Source organism: Novosphingobium sp. ZN18A2, from assembly GCF_036784765.1.
In the GTDB taxonomy this organism is placed as follows: Bacteria; Pseudomonadota; Alphaproteobacteria; order Sphingomonadales; family Sphingomonadaceae; genus Novosphingobium.
Genome location: NZ_CP136651.1, coordinates 1,191,737 through 1,209,089, shown reverse-complemented (window position 1 = coordinate 1,209,089; position 17,353 = coordinate 1,191,737). Strand labels below are relative to the sequence as shown.

The window sequence follows — 17,353 nt, the reverse complement described above, 5'->3', positions numbered from 1 at the left end:
ATCAGCCCTCCTGGCCTTCGGTCGCCTCGGGCGCCGCGGCTTCTTCCGCAGGCGTATCGGCAGCGGCCGTATCATTGCTGTTGGCGGCGCTCTTCAGGCCGGCCGGGTACGGAGCCTCGGCATGGCGCGAAACCTTGACCGCGTCCTTGACCGTCAGCCAGGCGTTCTTGGCGCCGGGAACCGAACCCTTGACGAAGATCAGGCCGCGTTCGTCATCGACGCGGACGATCTCGAGGTTCTGCTGCGTGCGCTGACGATCGCCCATGTGACCGGCCATCTTCTTGTTCTTGAAGACGCGGCCCGGATCCTGACGGTTACCCGTCGAACCGTGCGCACGGTGAGAGATCGACACACCGTGAGTGGCGCGCATACCGCCGAAGCCCCAGCGCTTCATCGCGCCGGCAAAGCCCTTACCCTGGGTGTGACCCGAAATGTCGACCAGCTGGCCCGGAACGAAGTGCGAAGCGGCGATCGTCGCGCCGACCTCGAGCACCGCATCGTCGGCGACGCGAAACTCGCAGACCTGGGCCTTCAGCGCCACTTCCGCCTTGGCGAAATGTTCGCGCTGCGGCTTGGCAACGTTCTTCTGCTTCGCTTCACCCGCACCCAGCTGCACGGCGACGTATCCGTCGCGGTCAGCGGTGCGAACCGAAACAACCTGGCAATCTTCCAGCGACAGGACCGTCACCGGAACGTGCCGGCCGTCCTCCTGGAACAGGCGGGTCATCCCCACCTTCTTGGCGATCACGCCAGTGCGCATGATCAATACTCCTTACAGAGGCCCACGGAGACCATCCCCGGGGGCGTGTTCGGCCCGTATTGTGAAGCACGCCCCGTCCGGGCCGAGTGCCGCGCGCCGCCCATGACAGGCTCTTCGCGGCGAGACGGGGGACGCTTGCCCGGCCTGGCGCCCGAAGGCTTTGGCCGGAGGTATCCCTATGTCCGTGCGGGAAGTTCCCGCAAAACCGGCCTGGGCCGGAAGGAATGTGGACCGAAGTCCGAAACTCGTAAGTCGAGCGCGGCTTACGCCAGCTTGATCTCGACGTTGACGCCGGCCGCAAGGTCCAGCTTCATCAGCGCGTCGACAGTGGCCGCATTGGGCTGCACGATGTCGAGCAGGCGCTTGTAGGTGCGAACCTCGAACTGCTCACGCGACTTCTTGTCGATGTGCGGCCCGCGGTTGACGCAGAATTTCTCGATGCGCGTCGGGAGCGGAATGGGACCCCGGATCAGAGCGCCGGTGCGGCGGGCGGTCTCCGCGATTTCGCCAGTGGCCTGGTCGAGCACGCGATGGTCGAACGCCTTGAGGCGAATGCGGATATTCTGGGCTTCCATGTCCGTTTACCGATGCGAAAGAGCAAAAAACAAAAACGACCGACCCGCCCTCTCCCAACTCTGCGAGAGAGCGGGGCGATCGAGAATTCCGGCCGCCGGGGGAATCGAATCCCCCGGCGGAGCGGCGCCTATATTACTTCGTGATCTTGCTGACAACCCCCGAACCGACGGTGCGGCCACCTTCGCGGATAGCGAAGCGCAGACCTTCGTCCATCGCGATCGGAGCGATCAGCTTCACGGCCAGCGCGACGTTGTCGCCCGGCATCACCATCTCGGTGCCCTCGGGGAGGACAACCTCGCCCGTGACGTCGGTAGTGCGAAAGTAGAACTGCGGGCGATAGTTGGCGAAGAACGGCGTGTGACGGCCACCTTCGTCCTTCGACAGCACATAGACCTCGGCCGAGAACTCGGTGTGCGGCGTAACCGTACCCGGCTTGGCGAGAACCTGGCCACGCTCGACCTCTTCACGGCTCACGCCGCGGATCAGTGCGCCGATGTTGTCGCCGGCTTCACCCTGGTCGAGCAGCTTGCGGAACATTTCGACACCGGTGACAGTGGTCTTGCGGGTGTCCTTGAGGCCGACGATCTCGACTTCTTCACCAACCTTGATCACGCCGGTTTCGACACGGCCGGTCACAACCGTACCGCGACCCGAGATCGAGAACACGTCTTCGACCGGCATCAGGAACGGCTTGTCGGTCGGGCGCGGCGGCTGCGGGATGTAGTCGTCGACGGCCTGCATGAGCTCGAGGATCGAGTTCTTGCCGATTTCGTCGTCGCGGCCTTCCAGAGCGGCCAGGGCCGAACCCTTGATGATCGGAATATCGTCACCCGGGAAATCGTACGAGCTGAGCAGCTCGCGCACTTCCAGCTCGACGAGCTCGAGGATTTCCGGATCGTCGACCTGATCGACCTTGTTCATGTAGACGACCAGCGCCGGCACGCCGACCTGACGCGCAAGCAGGATGTGCTCGCGGGTCTGGGGCATCGGGCCGTCGGCCGCGTTCACCACCAGGATCGCGCCGTCCATCTGGGCGGCACCGGTGATCATGTTCTTCACGTAGTCGGCGTGACCCGGGCAGTCGACGTGCGCATAGTGGCGCGCAGCGGTCTCGTACTCGACGTGAGCGGTCGAGATCGTGATACCACGCTCGCGCTCTTCCGGTGCCTTGTCGATGTTCGCGAAATCGACGGCTTCGCCACCGCTCGTTTCGGCGAGCACCTTGGTGATCGCAGCGGTCAGCGTGGTCTTGCCGTGGTCGACGTGACCGATGGTGCCGATGTTGCAGTGCGGCTTATTCCGCTCGAACTTAGCCTTCGCCATTTTCCAAACCTTCTTTTCGCTTGAAGTTATTGCTGGACGGAGCGGCGCCCGCCAGAATCATGCCTGAAAAGCAGGCGCCGCCCGTAAACCGAACCTGCCGATTAGGCAAGCTTCTCCTTGACCTCGGCCGCGACGTTCGCCGGGACCTCGTCGTAATGCGAGAACTGCATCGTGTACTGCGCACGCCCCTGGGTGAAGGAACGCAGCTGGTTCACATAGCCGAACATGTTCGCAAGCGGAACGTGCGCGTCAACGACCTGCGCGTTGCCGCGGCTGTCGGTGCCCTGGATCTGGCCACGACGGCTGTTCAGGTCGCCGATGACGTCACCCATGAACTCCTCGGGAGTCACGACTTCCACCTTCATGATCGGCTCGAGCAGCTTGATGCCGGCCTTCTGGGCCGCCTCGCGCATCGCACCGCGACCGGTGATCTCGAACGCCAGCGCCGACGAGTCGACGTCGTGGTACGCACCGTCCGTCAGGAAGATGTCGAAGTCGATGATCGGGAAGCCGACCAGCGAACCGGTCTCGGCCGTTTCGCGCATGCCCTTCTCGACCGACGGGATATATTCGCGCGGGATGTTGCCGCCCTTGATCTCGTCGTGGAAGTTGATGCCCGCGCCGCGCTCGCCGGGGACGAGCTTCACCTTGACGCGGCCAAACTGGCCCGAGCCACCCGACTGCTTCTTGTGGGTGTAGTCGATCTCGACTTCCTTCGCGAGCGCTTCGCGATAGGCCACCTGCGGCGCACCGACGTTGGCTTCCACCTTGAACTCGCGCTTCATGCGGTCGACGAGGATGTCGAGGTGCAGTTCGCCCATGCCCTTGATGATGGTCTGGCCCGATTCGTGATCGGTCGAGACGCGGAACGAGGGATCCTCGGCGGCCAGGCGGTTGAGCGCGACGCCCATCTTTTCCTGGTCGGCCTTGGTCTTCGGTTCCACCGACAGTTCGATAACCGGCTCGGGGAATTCCATCCGCTCAAGGATGATCGGAGCCTTCTCGGCGCACAGCGTGTCGCCCGTGGTCGTCTCCTTGAGGCCGGCGATGGCGACGATATCGCCCGCGAAAGCCTCTTCGATGTCCTCGCGGTTGTTGGAGTGCATCAGCAGCATGCGGCCGATCTTCTCCTTCTTGTCCTTCACCGAGTTCAGGACGGAGCCCTTGGCGAGCTTGCCCGAATAGATGCGGGTGAAGGTCAGCGAACCGACGAACGGGTCGTTCATGATCTTGAACGCCAGGGCCGAGAACGGCGCATCGTCGGACGAGGGACGGCTGTCCTCTTCGTCGCTGTCGGGCTTCACGCCCTTGATCGCCGGAACGTCGAGCGGCGACGGCATATAGTCCACCACCGCGTCGAGCAGGGGCTGCACGCCCTTGTTCTTGAACGCCGAGCCGCACAGCACCGGCACGAAGGCGCGGGCCATCGTGCCCTTGCGGATCAGCCTCTTCAGCGTGGCCGCATCGGGCTCGTTGCCTTCAAGATACTGCTCCATCACGTCGTCGTCCTGTTCGACGGCGGTTTCGACCAGCTTCTCGCGGTATTCGGCGGCCTTGTCGGCAAGGTCGGCCGGAATGTCGGTGTAGTTGAACTTCGCGCCCAGGCTTTCGTCTTCCCAGACGACGCCGCGCATGTTCACCAGGTCCACCACGCCCTTCAGGTCGCTCTCCGCGCCGATCGGCAGGTAGAGCACCAGCGGGGTCGCACCCAGACGGTCGATGATCGACTGGACGCAGTAATAGAAGTCGGCGCCGGTGCGGTCGAGCTTGTTGATGAAGCACATCCGGGGAACGCCGTACTTGTCGGCCTGGCGCCACACGGTTTCCGACTGCGGCTCAACGCCGGCGACGCCGTCGAACACTGCGACCGCGCCGTCGAGCACGCGCAGCGAACGCTCGACTTCAATGGTGAAGTCGACGTGGCCGGGCGTGTCGATGATGTTGATGCGGTGCTTGGGACCTTCGCCATCCTCGGCCGACCAGAACGTGGTCGTCGCGGCGGACGTGATGGTGATGCCGCGCTCCTGCTCCTGTTCCATCCAGTCCATGGTCGCGGCGCCGTCGTGCACTTCGCCGATCTTGTAGGACTTGCCGGTGTAATAGAGGATGCGTTCGGTCGTGGTCGTCTTGCCGGCATCGATGTGGGCCATGATGCCGATATTGCGATAGCGCTCCAGCGGATAGTCGCGGGCCATGGAAAGTTCCTTAGGGGTTCGGGGTGGGCCTGCCGGATTTCGCCATCCGGTCCGGCCCGCCCCATATGGTTACTAATGTGACCGTTTGAAGACCGTGCTTCGACTTACCAGCGATAGTGGCTGAACGCGCGGTTCGCGTCGGCCATGCGGTGGGTGTCTTCGCGCTTCTTCACCGCGTTGCCGCGATTGTTGGCGGCATCGAGCAGTTCGCCCGAAAGGCGCGCGGCCATCGTGGTTTCGGGACGGTTGCGCGCGGCAGCGATCAGCCAGCGGATGGCCAGCGCCTGGGCGCGCTCGGGGCGGACTTCGACCGGCACCTGATAGGTCGCACCGCCAACGCGGCGGCTGCGGACCTCGATCTGCGGCTTCACGTTGTTCAGCGCATCGTGGAACAGCTGGACCGGATCGGCCTTGGCGCGGGTTTCCATGGTGTCGAGCGCACCATAGACGATCCGCTCGGCGACCGACTTCTTGCCGTCAAGCATCATGTTGTTCATGAACTTCGAAAGCACCGCATCACCAAACTTGGGATCGGGCAGGATTTCCCGCTTTTCGGGACGACGACGACGTGACATCTTCTTTAACTCCTTCGGAGTTGTAGCGGTGCCGGCCCGTCTCCCCCGCCCAACCACCCAATGATCACCCGATACGGTATCGGGTGGTTGGGCGGGGGAGACGGGCCGGTACCGAGGTCAGGCTGGACAGCCTGACCGCACCCTACAAAAAACCAGACCTTACTTCGGACGCTTCGCGCCGTACTTCGAGCGGCTCTGCTTGCGGTCCTTCACGCCCTGCGTGTCGAGAACGCCGCGCAGCACGTGATAGCGCACGCCGGGAAGGTCGCGCACACGGCCGCCGCGGATCAGCACAACCGAGTGTTCCTGCAGGTTGTGGCCTTCGCCGGGGATGTACGAGATGACTTCGCGCTGGTTGGTCAGGCGGATCTTGGCGACCTTGCGAAGCGCCGAGTTCGGCTTCTTCGGCGTGGTCGTGTAAACACGGGTGCAGACACCGCGCTTCTGCGGGTTCTGCTCCATCGCAGGAACCTTGCTCTTGGCCTTCTGCGGCACGCGACCCTTGCGGATCAGCTGGTTGATCGTAGGCATGAAGTACTCTTCACCTTGGTTCTGGCGCTTGCCGGACAAGGCGGAGAGGATCGCGGATTCTCGCGAAAGCATCGTGGGCATGGCCGTTTCCCGATCCGGGCGAACGGCGGCCTGACGCGCATCACGAGCCGAAAACGCTCCACCCAGGCCATCGGCACCGGGTTACTTTGACGGATTACGCGATGGGAAATCCCCGCCGCACGCACCGGCAATGTTCAGCTCTCTTCCGCGGGGGAACCACGACGTGGCTGGGTTCCGTCCGCGAATGAAGGCGCGCCCTTAGTGGGATTCGGGCGGGCGGTCAAGCGCGGAGGCCACCCTTTTTCCGCCCTGCCCCTTCGGAAAACCGTCAGTTCCCGCGACGGTCGCGCGGGTCGCGCCGGTCGCCCGGCGGACGGAATTCGGGCATCCGCGTCCCTTGCGGCGGCGGGCGCAGCGTGCCTTCGAACCGCCGGAACCGCTGGTCGGGCGGACGTGTGGCATCTCGCCGGAAGTGCTGCGAGTCGCCCCGCCGGAAATAGCGTTCCTGCGGGGTCAGGCGATAGTAGAAGAAATTGTCGACGCCCCAATAGCCGTCATAGATCGTGCCGTAATAGCCATCGTACCAGCCATAATAGGGATAGGTGCTCCACCCGAGGGTGATGTGTGAGCGATAGCCGTCATGACAGGCGGCAAGCGGCGCCGCGATTCCAAGCGCAAGACAGGCAAGCAGGACAGGACGTTTCATTCGGACCTCCATCATCACCCCGGGGGGCATCGCCTTCCCATGGACGATGGCAATATGTCCGATCCGGACCTTGATGCCTTGACGGAGATCAAGCGGAGGCAAGCGACGGCAGCAATGGCCTGAGCGCCAGCGCGTGAGTGTGGTGCACCGGGGACAATCAATGTTGCACACCCGCAACACTAGCGTCCGGATCGGCACATTCTCTGTGCAATTTCGAGTTGCCAATCGCCACCTGAATGTGGCCAAGCGGAAAAAGTGGACAGAAAATCCACATCGGGGCCGACCGGATGGGCATGATCCGAATGCCGGCGGCCCGCCAATCATGAGGGAATTCGTTATGAAGAGACTTACCGTTCTGAGCCGTGCAGGAATGCTGGTCGGCGCATCGCTGGGCAGCCTTGTCGTCGCACAGGCCGCTTTCGCGCAGGACGCAACGGGCGCCAACGCACCGGCAAATGCCGAGGATACCGCCCCGATCGTCGTTACCGGCACGCGCCTGCAGCGCACCGCGCTCGACACTGCCGCTCCGGTCGACGTCATCAGCGTGCAGACTCTGAAGGAACAGGGCACGACCGAGCTCGCAACCGCGCTGGCCACGGTAACGCCTTCCATCGACTTCCCCCGCCCGTCCGTTACGGACGGCACCGACGCCATTCGCCCCGCCACGCTGCGTGGCCTCTCGCCCGACCAGACGCTGGTCCTGATCAACGGCGTTCGCGCGCACACCTCCGCGCTGCTCAACGTCAACGGTTCGGTCGGGCGCGGATCGGCCGCGGTCGACCTCAACACCATTCCGTCCACCGCGCTGCAGTCCATCGAAGTGCTGCGCGACGGCGCTTCGGCGCAATACGGATCGGACGCGATTGCCGGCGTCGTCAACCTGCGCCTGCGCGAAGCGCGCTCCGGCGGCGGCGCGACCGTCACCTATGGTTTTTATGACACACAGGTGGACACCGCCCGCACCAGCCGCCACGTGACCGGCGAAAGCTCCGTTACGGCGGCAGGCTGGCAGGGCATCGGCCTTGGCAGCGACGGCTTCCTTACGCTGTCGGGCGAATACACGCACCGCAACCCCACCAGCCGCGGCGACCTTGACCCGCGCCTGGCGTCTCCGAAGGTGGACAGCCGCTTCGGCGATCCCGAAGTGGACAGCTACACCGTCTATGCCAACGCCGGTAAGCCGGTGGGCGATAGCTGGGAACTGTATGGCTGGGCCGGATACCAGTATCGCGACACCAAGTCGGCCGCGTTCCCGCGCACACCGTCTTCGGCGGCCGGCGGCGGCGTAAGCTCGATCTATCCGGACGGTTTCCTGCCGTTGATCAACACCAAGTCATCCGACCTGACCGCGACCGGCGGCCTGCGCGGAGACCTGGGCGGCTGGAACGTGGACATCAACGTCAGCTATGGCCGCAACAAGATCAAGTTCAACACGCTGAACTCGGCCAACTATTCGCTGGGCACCGCCACGCCGCTCAACTTCTATGACGGCGCGCTCACCTATGACCAGTGGGTCGGCGGTGTAGACGTCTCGCAGAAGTTCGACGTGTTCCAGTCGCTCAACGTCGCCTTCGGTATCGAAGGACGCAGCGAAGGCTACAAGATCGAAGCCGGCGAACTCGCCAGCTATTCGGGCAGCGGCGCACAGGGCTTCCCCGGCTTCTCGCCGAACAACAATGTGTCGCGGCATCGCCGCAACGGATCGATCTACCTCGATCTTGAAGCGCAGGTGACCGACAAGTTCATGCTGGGCATCGCAGGTCGCGGCGAAGACTATTCGGACTTCGGAACGACCGCGACCGGCAAGGTTTCGGCCCGTTACGATTTCTCGCCTTCGTTCGCGATCCGCGGCACCGCGTCCACCGGTTTCCGCGCGCCGTCGTTGCAGCAGGAATACTTCACGTCGATCGCGTCCGTCGTGCAGGACGGCAACGTGATCCTGACCGGCCAGTTCCCGTCGGTTGCGCCGGTTGCCGCCGCGCTGGGCGGGCTTCCGCTCGAACCCGAAAAGTCCACCAACCTGTCCGCCGGCTTCGTTGTCCGTTCGGGCGGATTCAACATGACGGTGGACGGCTACTGGATCCACGTTCGCGACCAGCTGGGCCTGTCGGAGAATATCCAGGGCACGTTCAGCCCGGACGTGGCGGCGCTGCTGGCACCGTATAACGTGAAGGCGGCCCGCTTCTTCATCAACGGCCTCGCTTCGACCAGCAAGGGCATCGACGTGGTGGCGAACTACCGCGTGAACACCGCCTCTGCCGGTACTTTCGACCTGTCGGTTGCCGGCAACGTCAACCAGGTTGAAGTGACCCACGTCCCGACCACCACCTCGACGCTCGACCCGGCACCGACGCTGTTCGCGCGCAGCCGCGTGCTTGCGATGGAAGTGGGCACGCCGGGAGAAAAGGTCACGGGTTCGATCGTGTGGAAGAAGGGCATGCTGGGCGCGACGGCGCGCGTTACCTATTACGGCAACGTGATCCAGCCCGGCACGACGGCTGTGAACGACAACTATGTCGGCAAGCACGCCATCACCGACCTCGAAGCCCGCTACGGCGCCGGAAAGGGGCTGAACCTGGCCCTGGGCGTCAACAACCTGTTCGACGTCTATCCCGACCAGGTGCCGGCTTCGCGGAACGGTTCGGGCGTTGTCGCCTTCCCGTTCTTCTCGCCGTTCGGCTTCAACGGACGCTTCCTTTACGTCCGCGCGGGCCTCAGCTGGTAAGCATCGGCAAATGCCGGGGACGGAGGGCGAAGCCGCTCTCCGTCCCCACGCGTTCCGGCGCGAAAAAGCGCGCCGGTCAACGCAACATCGAATAATCCCTACTGGTCTGAAAACGCTCTGGAATCAGGGCTGGACCGTGCGCACCAGAAGGCCGGTATCGTAACCCAGCGCCTCGGCCCGGTCATACAGCGCCTCGGCCCTTTCCCACGGCAGCACCTGCTTTCGCGAAAGCAGCCACAGGAAGCGCCCGGACGGTTCGCCCACGATGGCCCATTCGTAATCGTCGCAATGGTCCAGCACCCAGTAATCGCCGGTGAATAGCGGACCCAGGAAGCTGACCTTCAGCTTGGCATTGGTTTCACTGTCGACCACGCGCGCCTTGCCGGTGACGACGCGCGGCTGCAGGTCCGGCTTGCGGCAGGTGTTGATGACCTTGATCCCGCCGTCCGGCAACCGCCGGTATTCGGCGGTGGACGCCATGCAGCCCTTCTCGAACGCCTGTTCGTATCGCGCGATTTCGAACCATTTGCCAAGATAGCGGTCTATATCGACAGGCTTCCGTGGCTCCGGGACCGACGGATTGCCGACCGGGTGACGGCGCGACAGCGCCCTGGCGGCATATGCCGCCGCGCCAAGACCGGCCGCGAGGCCAAGGGCGCGTGTTGCCTTGCTCATGCCCGATTTACGCGCATAAAGGCGAACGGTTCCCGGCTTCGCGCGTGCGATCCCTGCGTCCGCGAAATGGCCCGCCGCACCGCATTAGTGCGGTGCGGCGGATTCCCGTCAGGCCGGTTCCAGCACAAGGCTGGCCGCCGCCGTATTGCTGATGGGGATGTGATAGTTGCGCGTCACTTCCTGAAGCGAAATGTCGCCCAGCGCGCCGCGCGCGGCAATCCAGTTCAGGATTTCCACCCCTTGCGTGCCCGAAAGCTCTGCCACCTGCTCCACCGAATGGACGGTCAACGCGTCGGGATCGGCGGCAAGGTTATCGAGGCAGAACTTGTCGTATTCCGGGTTTATGAACCCCGCCCTTTCGCCGTCGAGCTGATGCGAAAGGCCTCCGGTGCCGACAACCACGATTTTCTCGTCACCTTGCCATGACCGCAAGGCGCGGTTGACCGCCCGGCCCAGCGCAAGCACGCGTTTCGGGCTGGGCAACGGATACTGCACGGTGTTGATCGCGATGGGCACCAGCTTGACCGGCCATGCATCCGCATCGGGCCAGGCCAGTTCGAACGGGATCGAAAGCGCGTGGTCGACCAGCATCTTCTGGCACATGGTGATGTCGAACTCGCTTGAAACCAGCTCGTCGATCACGTGCCACGAAAGCGCGGGGTGCCCGGCGAATGGCTTGTAAACCGGCAGGCCCCAGCCCTCGTCCGCATTCTGGTATTCCGCCGCCGCGCCGACCGCAAAGGTCGGCATCTTGTCGAGGAAGAAGTTGAGCCCGTGATCGTTATAGAACACCACGGCGACATCGGGTTTCTGCTTGCCCATCCATTCACGGATGGGCGGGAAACCATCGAAGAACGGCTTCCAGTAAGGGTCTTGCTGGTCGCCGCGCACGATTGCGCCGCCGATGGCGGGCACGTGACTGGTGAAATAACCGCCTGTTATCCGGGCCATCATGCCATCCCCTTCTTGTCGACCGCCTGGGCGAGCAGCATCGCCTTGAAATCGTCCACGCTCATGCCCGTCTGGAGCGCGCCCACATCCTGCACATTGAGGCCATAGATGCCGGCGAGTTTCGCAAGGTAATAGATGTTGCCGCCCGCCTCGATCATGGCCAGCACGTTGCGGTCTTCCACCGCCTTGCGCTGCGCCGGCGTAAGATTGAACTTGTCCATGTAGGCCGCCTCGTCGCTGGCGAAGGCCTTGCGGTTCGCTTCGTCGTTGAACGAAAAGCACATCGCGTTGAGTTCGAACCCCTTGCTGGCAAGATCGCCGTCGAACAGCGACGTGCCGGGGATCGAGCGCCGCATTTTCTGCCGCGCCTGGTGGGCCTCATGCGTCTCGTTTATCACGGCTTCCTTCCTTCCCATTGCCGTGTCCGGCTCTGTCGCCGGGTCGGCATCGCTTTCACCGACTCGCGCCGCGCGGGTCGTTGCGGAAGGGATATTCGTATGTGTCGCTTACAATCACATTGACCCATATCAATCCGGCCGAGAACAGGCCGGCCATGCGGCAAATAGGTATTCTTGCGGAGTGGGACGGCCTTGCCGTTTTGCCTAAAACCGGACGGCGATGGCCTCCGCGAACGCAAAACGGCAACAGGAATGCTTGCGGAATTCCGGCGCCCCCGGCCCGCACGACGCGGTGGGCGACCAGATGCGCGCGGCAGTCGACCGGGCAATCGGCGCGCTGTGGTCATTCCACCAGCGCCCCGGTCCGGGCGGGATCGACTGGTCGGCGATCGACGGCTGTTCAACGCTTGAGGAATATCGCAGCGAGCTTGCCAGCGCGCCGGGCAACCTGCTGGCCGCCGCGCGCGCCTTCCTGCCCGACTGGACCGGCCTGACCGCCGACGAGCAGGCCGCGCTGGCCACGATTATCGATGCGGCAGAGCTTGTGGCCAGGGCCAACGCCTTCCTGCCCGACCGGCATCGATTGCCACCCGGCGAGCGGACCGCGCTGGCATCGGTGATCGAAGCGGCCGACGCCCTGACGTTGCGAGGGGAAGCGACGCGGGGAGAGACGATGCGGAGGGACTGAACGATCGCGGATTCCGTACGGCTGCCCCGGAATGTGCGCGATCAGGCCGCCCCCTTCGCGCTTCCCCCGTTCGCGCTACCATGACCGTTGGCGTGTCCGTTGCCGCGTTGTCCTGCCTCGGCCCCGTCGGCCTGGCCGCCGTCCATCGTGTCGCCAAGGGCACCGCGCAGCAACGCCGTCTTCGTCGAAAGAACGAATTCCTCCATTATCTTCAGCCCCTGGGTCGAAAGGCGCACGAATGTGCGCCGTCCATCGCTGCGGTCGCCCTCGCGCTCGACCAGTCCCCGCGATTCGAGGATGCGCAGCCAGCGCAGCGCGGTTGTCGGCGGAACGTGCGCGCCGATGCAGGCGCTGGTGGTCGGCACACGGCGGCTCTCGCGAGAGGCGATGAACAGGTCGAGCAGGATATCCCAGCTGGGTTCGCCGAACAGGTCGGTCGGAAAGAAACGGTCGCGCCGGCGACGCTCGGTATAGATCTCGCGCGCCCAGCGCAGCGCGGAATCGGCTTCCGCTTGCGCCAACCGCCCATCCGGCCCGCCTTCGGCCCCCGGCAAAAGGCGCGTGCGGGTATGGTTGCCTTGCATCCGGATCATGCCATCCGCTCCTTCAGGCCGGTCGCCACGGCAGGTATTGCCCGATCCGCCGCCGCCTTCGGTCGTGCGCCCAGCATCCCGCGATAACGACCGCCATCTGCACGACAAACGGCAAATGCGTCATCGCCCAATAGGCCTTGCGCGCGGCATAGGAATCCACAAGTTTCGAAATGTGCCCCAGCATGATCACGATCTGTAAGGCGCCGACGACCAGCGGCCATCCCCGATTGGCCCGAAGCGCAACCCAGACCAGCGCCACGAGCAGCCAGAAATCGATGATCATGCCGCCCGGATAGACCGTATAGTATCCCGGATCGCCGAACAGGATACGGCTTGCGCTGTATGCGACGATGCTGGTGATAAGGAGAAGTGCGGCCAGCCGTTCCGGCTCTCCGCCGCGATATGCCGCGCACACCCCCATCGAAATGGATAGCGTCAGCGTCACCCACGGTTCGTACATCTGCTTCCTTCATTGCCCGTCCCCGTTCAGGCAGCAAGCGCCGCGGCTTCTTCCAGGCCCTTGATCGGCGTATCGCCACCGTCATCGCCGCACAGTTCGCGGCCGATGCCCTGCAAGCGACGATGGACGCGGGCAAGATCGCCTTCCGCCGACAGCGTCGACTGGAGCCCCCTGGCAAGACGGACGATCGCCTCCTGGCCGGTAAACGGCGCCACGGCGGTTTCGTGCCGGGCCTCCACGATGGTGGTGAGAAGTTGCGACTGCCGCATCAGGGCCAGGTCCAGCGCGGCTTCCGCTTCGTAAAGGTTGCGAGCGATCCGCTGCTTTGCGGCATCCATGGGCATCGTCATCGTGGTCCTCCCGGCCGGCTTGCGCCGTCCTCGATCGTCAGGTGGAGGAAACATCCGGCTTTTGCCTAACGATCGAACATCATCGAAAGCTGGGCGAACATGCTGAGCCCGCCCAGGCCGACCAGGATCACCAGGATCGAGATCAGCGCCATGGCACCAAGGCGCAGCAACGTCCCGTGAGGGCCGTCGAACATTTCCGGGAGGACGTGATAGTATCGATCCCTGTCGGCCCCGGCTCCAAAGCCGGCGCCGATCGCAGGTTCCGACCGGGCCTGGGCCTTGCCTGCCCCGCCTTCCCGGCCAACGGTGTGATGCGGCAGAGCGGAATCCGCGACATCCGAAAATTGATATACGGTTTGTCCGTATGCCGGCAGCCGGGCGTCATCGCGGTCGGCGCCGGTAAGCAGGCGGCTGTAGATCTGGGCCACTTCGTTGCGCGAACCCACTTTCATCTTGGCGCGCGCCAGCATGATCCGCTGGTCGACGGTGTGCGGCGAAATGCCAAGGTCGCGGGAAATTTCCTTGGACGTCTTGTGCTGAATGAGAAGGTCGAGAACCTCGCGTTGCTTTTCGGTCAGCTCATCGAGCAGCGATTGCGGGTTCGCGATGTCGTTCATGACCCTGGTGGAATTCCGATTCCGCTTTAAGCAACTTGTTCCACCTACAGGGAACTATTCCATTTTGAACCATTCGTCAGCAAAATGTCCCAATTCAATTGTCCGGAACGGTCATGATTTCCGTTCTCAACTCTTGAAGCGGAGCGACCGAACCCTTCAGCTTTCGTCGACGCCGGCCAGGTCGATACTGGCCAGAAGCAAGTCTTCCGGCCGCGATGCCTTCTCGCCAAACGACGAGACCGGGCTGAAAGGCTGGTCGGTAAGCGCAACGCCCGAAAGGCCGGCAAGTTTGAAGACCCCCAAAGCGGGCTCTTCGTCGACCCGCCTCGACTTTTGCGGATTGAGCGCCGCGACATAGAGTGCGTCGTTGCGCAGAAAGAGTTGATGCGGGGCGAGCTTCAGCGACGCCGCGTTATAGGTCGCTTCGACAATCTGCTTGCGGTGGATTGCTTCCGCCAGGATCTCGGCCGAACGGGCCTGGCTATCTTGGTTATTGTGCATTGCAGCAACATGGAGATTGCAGCGCGCACATGCAATCCAAATCGACACCCGGCAGCCCCGACGGATCGTGCATCAGGTTGCCCGATGGCGCCGCGCGGGATGCATCCGGTTCCCGTCTCACGCGATCATGGACGCGTGGCCCGTGCACATCACTCCAGCACGAAGCGCGGCCCCGGCCCGCCCGCGCCGGCGCGATCTTCCTTGTTGTAAAGCGCACAGCGCTGAAGGCTCAGGCAACCGCAGCCGATGCATTCGTCCAGCTTGTTGCGCGTCCGGACCAGCAACGCGATCCGGTCGTCCAGTTGTTTGCGCATCGAACGGCTGATTTTCTGCCAGTCGTTCAACGTGGGCGTGCGCCCCTGCGGCAGTTTGGCCAGTTCCGCTTCGATCTCTGTCAGGCCAAGGCCCAGCTTCTGGGCGATCAGGATGAAACTCAGCCTGCGAATGTCGCTGCGCAGGAAGCGTCGCTGGTTGCCCATCGTGCGGAACGACGAGATCAGCCCGCGATCCTCGTAATACCGGATTGCGGAAACGGCGAGGCCGGTGCGCTTCGCCAATGCGCCAATGGGAATAAGGTCGTTCCTGTCCATCACGGATATCCTGCAACAAATTCCTTGACCTCAAGTTAGCTTGAGATTGCATGATTGCCAAATGCTTGATTCGCATTGCAGCGAAAACGACGATCGAAGGAGACAGGAAAATGGCCTCGGCCCGCCTTGAACACGCCAACATCACGGTCAGCGATCCGGACCGTTCTGCCGCCCTGCTGGAAAAGCTTTGCGGCTGGCACGAACGCTGGCGCGGCCCGGCGATCAACAATGGATGGACCATCCACGTCGGCTCTGACACCGATTACGTGGCGCTTTACACACCGGGCAAGCCGCAGGCCGCTCCTTTCGCCAAGGGTGTGCCGCTGAACCACGTCGGCTTGCTGGTCGACGATCTCGACGCGGCGGAAGCGGTGGTCAAGGAAGCGGGCCTCACGCCGATGAACCATGCCGATTATGAACCCGGCCGGCGCTTCTATTTCTTCGACTGGGACGGGATCGAATTCGAAGTCGTCAGCTATGGCTGAGCACGGCTGATACCAAAGCGCGTGTGGCGCTTGACCATTTCCAAGGCGTGATGCGTCAGCATCTTAGCGCCTTGGTATGAGGGGTTGTCGCGGCCGCCTTCCGGTGTATTGGTCGCATATGACACCTGCGACCCACGCCAGTCTCGCCGCCGGCCTGCTTGCAATTGCCGTTGCATCCTGCGCGTCTCCCGGTCGCGGCGACGCCGAACCTTTGGGTGCCGCTGCCCCAGCTCCGTGGACCAGCACTCCGTGGACCAGCGCCGGACCGCTGAAAACGATCCTCACGCCTGCGGGCACAACCGACACCGCCGTTCGCGGCGTCTGGCGGTCGCGCGGGTATGGATGGATTCTTGACATCGGCAAGGACGGAATAACCAGATACCAGACGGACGGCGCCTGTTATGCGCCTCCCCGCGGCGAAGGCGCGCTGTCCGAGATGGATTCGGTCCACTATCGCTATTTTCGCATGATGCCCGGCGGCGGGTCGGCGATCTTCCAGTTGCTGGACGGCGATACCAACGTGGTGTTCGACAGGCTGCCCGCGCTTCCAGCGGACTGCACCCGCCAACCGGACACGGCGCCGCAGGCGGTCGCGGCCGACTTCCTTGCCGCTTTCCGCAAGAACTACGCGTTTTTCGACCGCCGCCCGCCCGGCTATGCAGAGCGCGCCGCACGCACGCAGCGGCTGATCAGGCCCGGCATGACCGAGGCGGAGCTGTGGGACGCCCTCGGCGCGTTCATGCATGGCCTGTCGGACAGCCACACAAAGCTGATCGGCAAGGTCGACGGCGAAAAGCGCCGCGTGCAGGACGGGCAGGGAACAACGCTCCCGCGCATCCGCGCCGGCAAGGGCGGAGAGCAGCACTGGCTTACCGCCCTGCTCGGCCAGACGAAGGACGGGCTTGGCCCGACGGCGCACACGGCCGGCGGCGGCCGCATCGTCTGGGGCGTGATCGACGGGCGCATCGGCTATTTGCAGATCTTCGTGATGGGCGGATTCACCGATCGCACGGACTTTGCCAGCCCGGACTGGGCCAGGGCAGAGATGAACGCGCTCAATTCCGCGCTCGACAAGGCGTTCGCCGCATTCAGGGGGACAGACGCGGTAATCGTCGACCTTTCAAACAATCGCGGCGGGTGGGACCGTGTGGCGAAAGCCCTGCCCGGCCGTTTTACCGACAAGCCGTACACCGGCTTTACCACGCAGGCGCGCGGATCGGGCCTTGCCCCCTTCCCCAACGTGATCCGCCCCGCCGATGGACCGCGCTATTCCGGATCCGTCTATCTGATGACCAGTGACATTACCGTAAGCGGCGGCGAACTGGCGACGCTGGCTTTCCGGCAGTTGCCGCAGGTGACGCAGGTGGGCACCACCACGCGCGGTGCCTATTCCACGCCGCTGGCGAAGCCGCTGCCGAACGGCTGGCTGCTGGAACTGTCGAACGAAACATTCGCCGCGCCCGACGGCACGGTTTACGAAGAAACCGGAATCGCGCCGGATATCCGCATGGACATATACCCGGCAGACGACCCGGTGGGCGGACACTGGCGCGCGGTGAAAGCCGTCGCACGGATGGCGGAAGAGGCGAGCGGCCGGCCACAAACGACCGGCGGCAACGATCAGGAGCGCTAG

General features: G+C 63.8%; 20 protein-coding genes. 4 read left to right on the top strand and 16 right to left on the bottom strand.

Annotated features, from left to right (window positions below; genetic code table 11):
- Nucleotide 1: 1 nt before the first annotated feature.
- The 7 genes from rplC to RXV95_RS05950 form a co-directional block, all read right to left on the bottom strand.
- Nucleotides 2-760 carry a 50S ribosomal protein L3 gene (gene rplC / locus RXV95_RS05980; RefSeq protein ID WP_338468101.1) on the bottom strand — a complete coding sequence of 253 codons (759 nt, stop codon included), beginning with the start codon at nt 758-760 and terminating at the stop codon, nt 2-4.
- Nucleotides 761-1,023: 263 nt separating this feature from the next.
- The gene (rpsJ, locus tag RXV95_RS05975) at nt 1,024-1,335 is read right to left on the bottom strand and encodes a 30S ribosomal protein S10 (protein WP_008067253.1); all 312 of its coding nucleotides are present in this window, start codon (nt 1,333-1,335) and stop codon (nt 1,024-1,026) included.
- A gap of 133 nt (nt 1,336-1,468) precedes the next feature.
- Nucleotides 1,469-2,659 carry an elongation factor Tu gene (gene tuf, locus RXV95_RS05970; RefSeq protein ID WP_338468100.1) on the bottom strand — a complete coding sequence of 397 codons (1,191 nt, stop codon included), beginning with the start codon at nt 2,657-2,659 and terminating at the stop codon, nt 1,469-1,471.
- Nucleotides 2,660-2,760: 101 nt separating this feature from the next.
- Nucleotides 2,761-4,854: an elongation factor G gene (fusA, locus tag RXV95_RS05965; RefSeq protein ID WP_338468099.1), complete on the bottom strand. Its 2,094-nt coding sequence runs from the start codon at nt 4,852-4,854 to the stop codon at nt 2,761-2,763.
- 104 nt (nt 4,855-4,958) lie between these two features.
- On the bottom strand, nt 4,959-5,429 hold the full coding sequence (gene rpsG, locus RXV95_RS05960) for a 30S ribosomal protein S7 (protein ID WP_338468098.1): 471 nt from the start codon (nt 5,427-5,429) through the stop codon (nt 4,959-4,961).
- 159 nt (nt 5,430-5,588) lie between these two features.
- Nucleotides 5,589-5,960: a 30S ribosomal protein S12 gene (gene rpsL / locus RXV95_RS05955; protein ID WP_124809405.1), complete on the bottom strand. Its 372-nt coding sequence runs from the start codon at nt 5,958-5,960 to the stop codon at nt 5,589-5,591.
- 349 nt (nt 5,961-6,309) lie between these two features.
- The gene (locus RXV95_RS05950; protein WP_338468097.1) at nt 6,310-6,687 is read right to left on the bottom strand and encodes a hypothetical protein; all 378 of its coding nucleotides are present in this window, start codon (nt 6,685-6,687) and stop codon (nt 6,310-6,312) included.
- Between the two features lie 337 nt (nt 6,688-7,024).
- Between RXV95_RS05950 and RXV95_RS05945 the strand changes: the two genes are divergently transcribed.
- Nucleotides 7,025-9,412, top strand: a complete 2,388-nt coding sequence (locus RXV95_RS05945) for a TonB-dependent receptor (protein ID WP_338468096.1) — start codon at nt 7,025-7,027, stop codon at nt 9,410-9,412.
- 123 nt (nt 9,413-9,535) lie between these two features.
- On the opposite strand, the gene RXV95_RS05940 is transcribed toward RXV95_RS05945, so the two are convergent.
- The 3 genes from RXV95_RS05940 to RXV95_RS05930 form a co-directional block, all read right to left on the bottom strand.
- Complete coding sequence (locus RXV95_RS05940) at nt 9,536-10,087, bottom strand: lipocalin family protein (RefSeq protein ID WP_338468095.1); 552 nt, start codon at nt 10,085-10,087, stop codon at nt 9,536-9,538.
- A gap of 108 nt (nt 10,088-10,195) precedes the next feature.
- Nucleotides 10,196-11,038 (bottom strand): class III extradiol dioxygenase family protein, encoded by an 843-nt coding sequence (locus tag RXV95_RS05935; protein ID WP_338468094.1) that lies wholly within the window; start codon nt 11,036-11,038, stop codon nt 10,196-10,198.
- Nucleotides 11,038-11,436: a protocatechuate 4,5-dioxygenase subunit alpha gene (locus tag RXV95_RS05930; RefSeq protein WP_338468093.1), complete on the bottom strand. Its 399-nt coding sequence runs from the start codon at nt 11,434-11,436 to the stop codon at nt 11,038-11,040. The genes RXV95_RS05935 and RXV95_RS05930 overlap by 1 nt, the downstream gene beginning before the upstream one ends.
- Nucleotides 11,437-11,692: 256 nt before the next feature.
- On the opposite strand from RXV95_RS05930, the gene RXV95_RS05925 reads away from it, so the two are divergent.
- Entirely contained in the window at nt 11,693-12,124 is a 432-nt protein-coding gene (locus RXV95_RS05925) for a hypothetical protein (RefSeq protein WP_338468092.1), read from the top strand.
- Between the two features lie 41 nt (nt 12,125-12,165).
- Here RXV95_RS05925 and RXV95_RS05920 read toward each other — a convergent pair whose 3' ends face one another.
- From RXV95_RS05920 to soxR, 6 genes are all read right to left on the bottom strand, one after another.
- Nucleotides 12,166-12,717, bottom strand: a complete 552-nt coding sequence (locus RXV95_RS05920; RefSeq protein WP_338468091.1) for a winged helix DNA-binding protein — start codon at nt 12,715-12,717, stop codon at nt 12,166-12,168.
- 13 nt (nt 12,718-12,730) lie between these two features.
- Nucleotides 12,731-13,177, bottom strand: coding sequence for a hypothetical protein (locus tag RXV95_RS05915; RefSeq protein ID WP_338468090.1), 447 nt, complete (start codon nt 13,175-13,177; stop codon nt 12,731-12,733).
- A gap of 26 nt (nt 13,178-13,203) precedes the next feature.
- Nucleotides 13,204-13,527, bottom strand: a complete 324-nt coding sequence (locus RXV95_RS05910; protein WP_338468089.1) for a hypothetical protein — start codon at nt 13,525-13,527, stop codon at nt 13,204-13,206.
- A gap of 65 nt (nt 13,528-13,592) precedes the next feature.
- On the bottom strand, nt 13,593-14,144 hold the full coding sequence (locus RXV95_RS05905; protein ID WP_338468088.1) for a helix-turn-helix transcriptional regulator: 552 nt from the start codon (nt 14,142-14,144) through the stop codon (nt 13,593-13,595).
- Between the two features lie 156 nt (nt 14,145-14,300).
- On the bottom strand, nt 14,301-14,693 hold the full coding sequence (locus tag RXV95_RS05900; RefSeq protein ID WP_338468087.1) for a WYL domain-containing protein: 393 nt from the start codon (nt 14,691-14,693) through the stop codon (nt 14,301-14,303).
- A gap of 101 nt (nt 14,694-14,794) precedes the next feature.
- Complete coding sequence (gene soxR, locus RXV95_RS05895; RefSeq protein ID WP_338468086.1) at nt 14,795-15,235, bottom strand: redox-sensitive transcriptional activator SoxR; 441 nt, start codon at nt 15,233-15,235, stop codon at nt 14,795-14,797.
- A gap of 110 nt (nt 15,236-15,345) precedes the next feature.
- Between soxR and RXV95_RS05890 the strand changes: the two genes are divergently transcribed.
- Complete coding sequence (locus RXV95_RS05890; RefSeq protein WP_338468085.1) at nt 15,346-15,720, top strand: VOC family protein; 375 nt, start codon at nt 15,346-15,348, stop codon at nt 15,718-15,720.
- A 118-nt stretch (nt 15,721-15,838) separates the two neighbouring features.
- Entirely contained in the window at nt 15,839-17,353 is a 1,515-nt protein-coding gene (locus RXV95_RS05885; protein WP_338468084.1) for a S41 family peptidase, read from the top strand.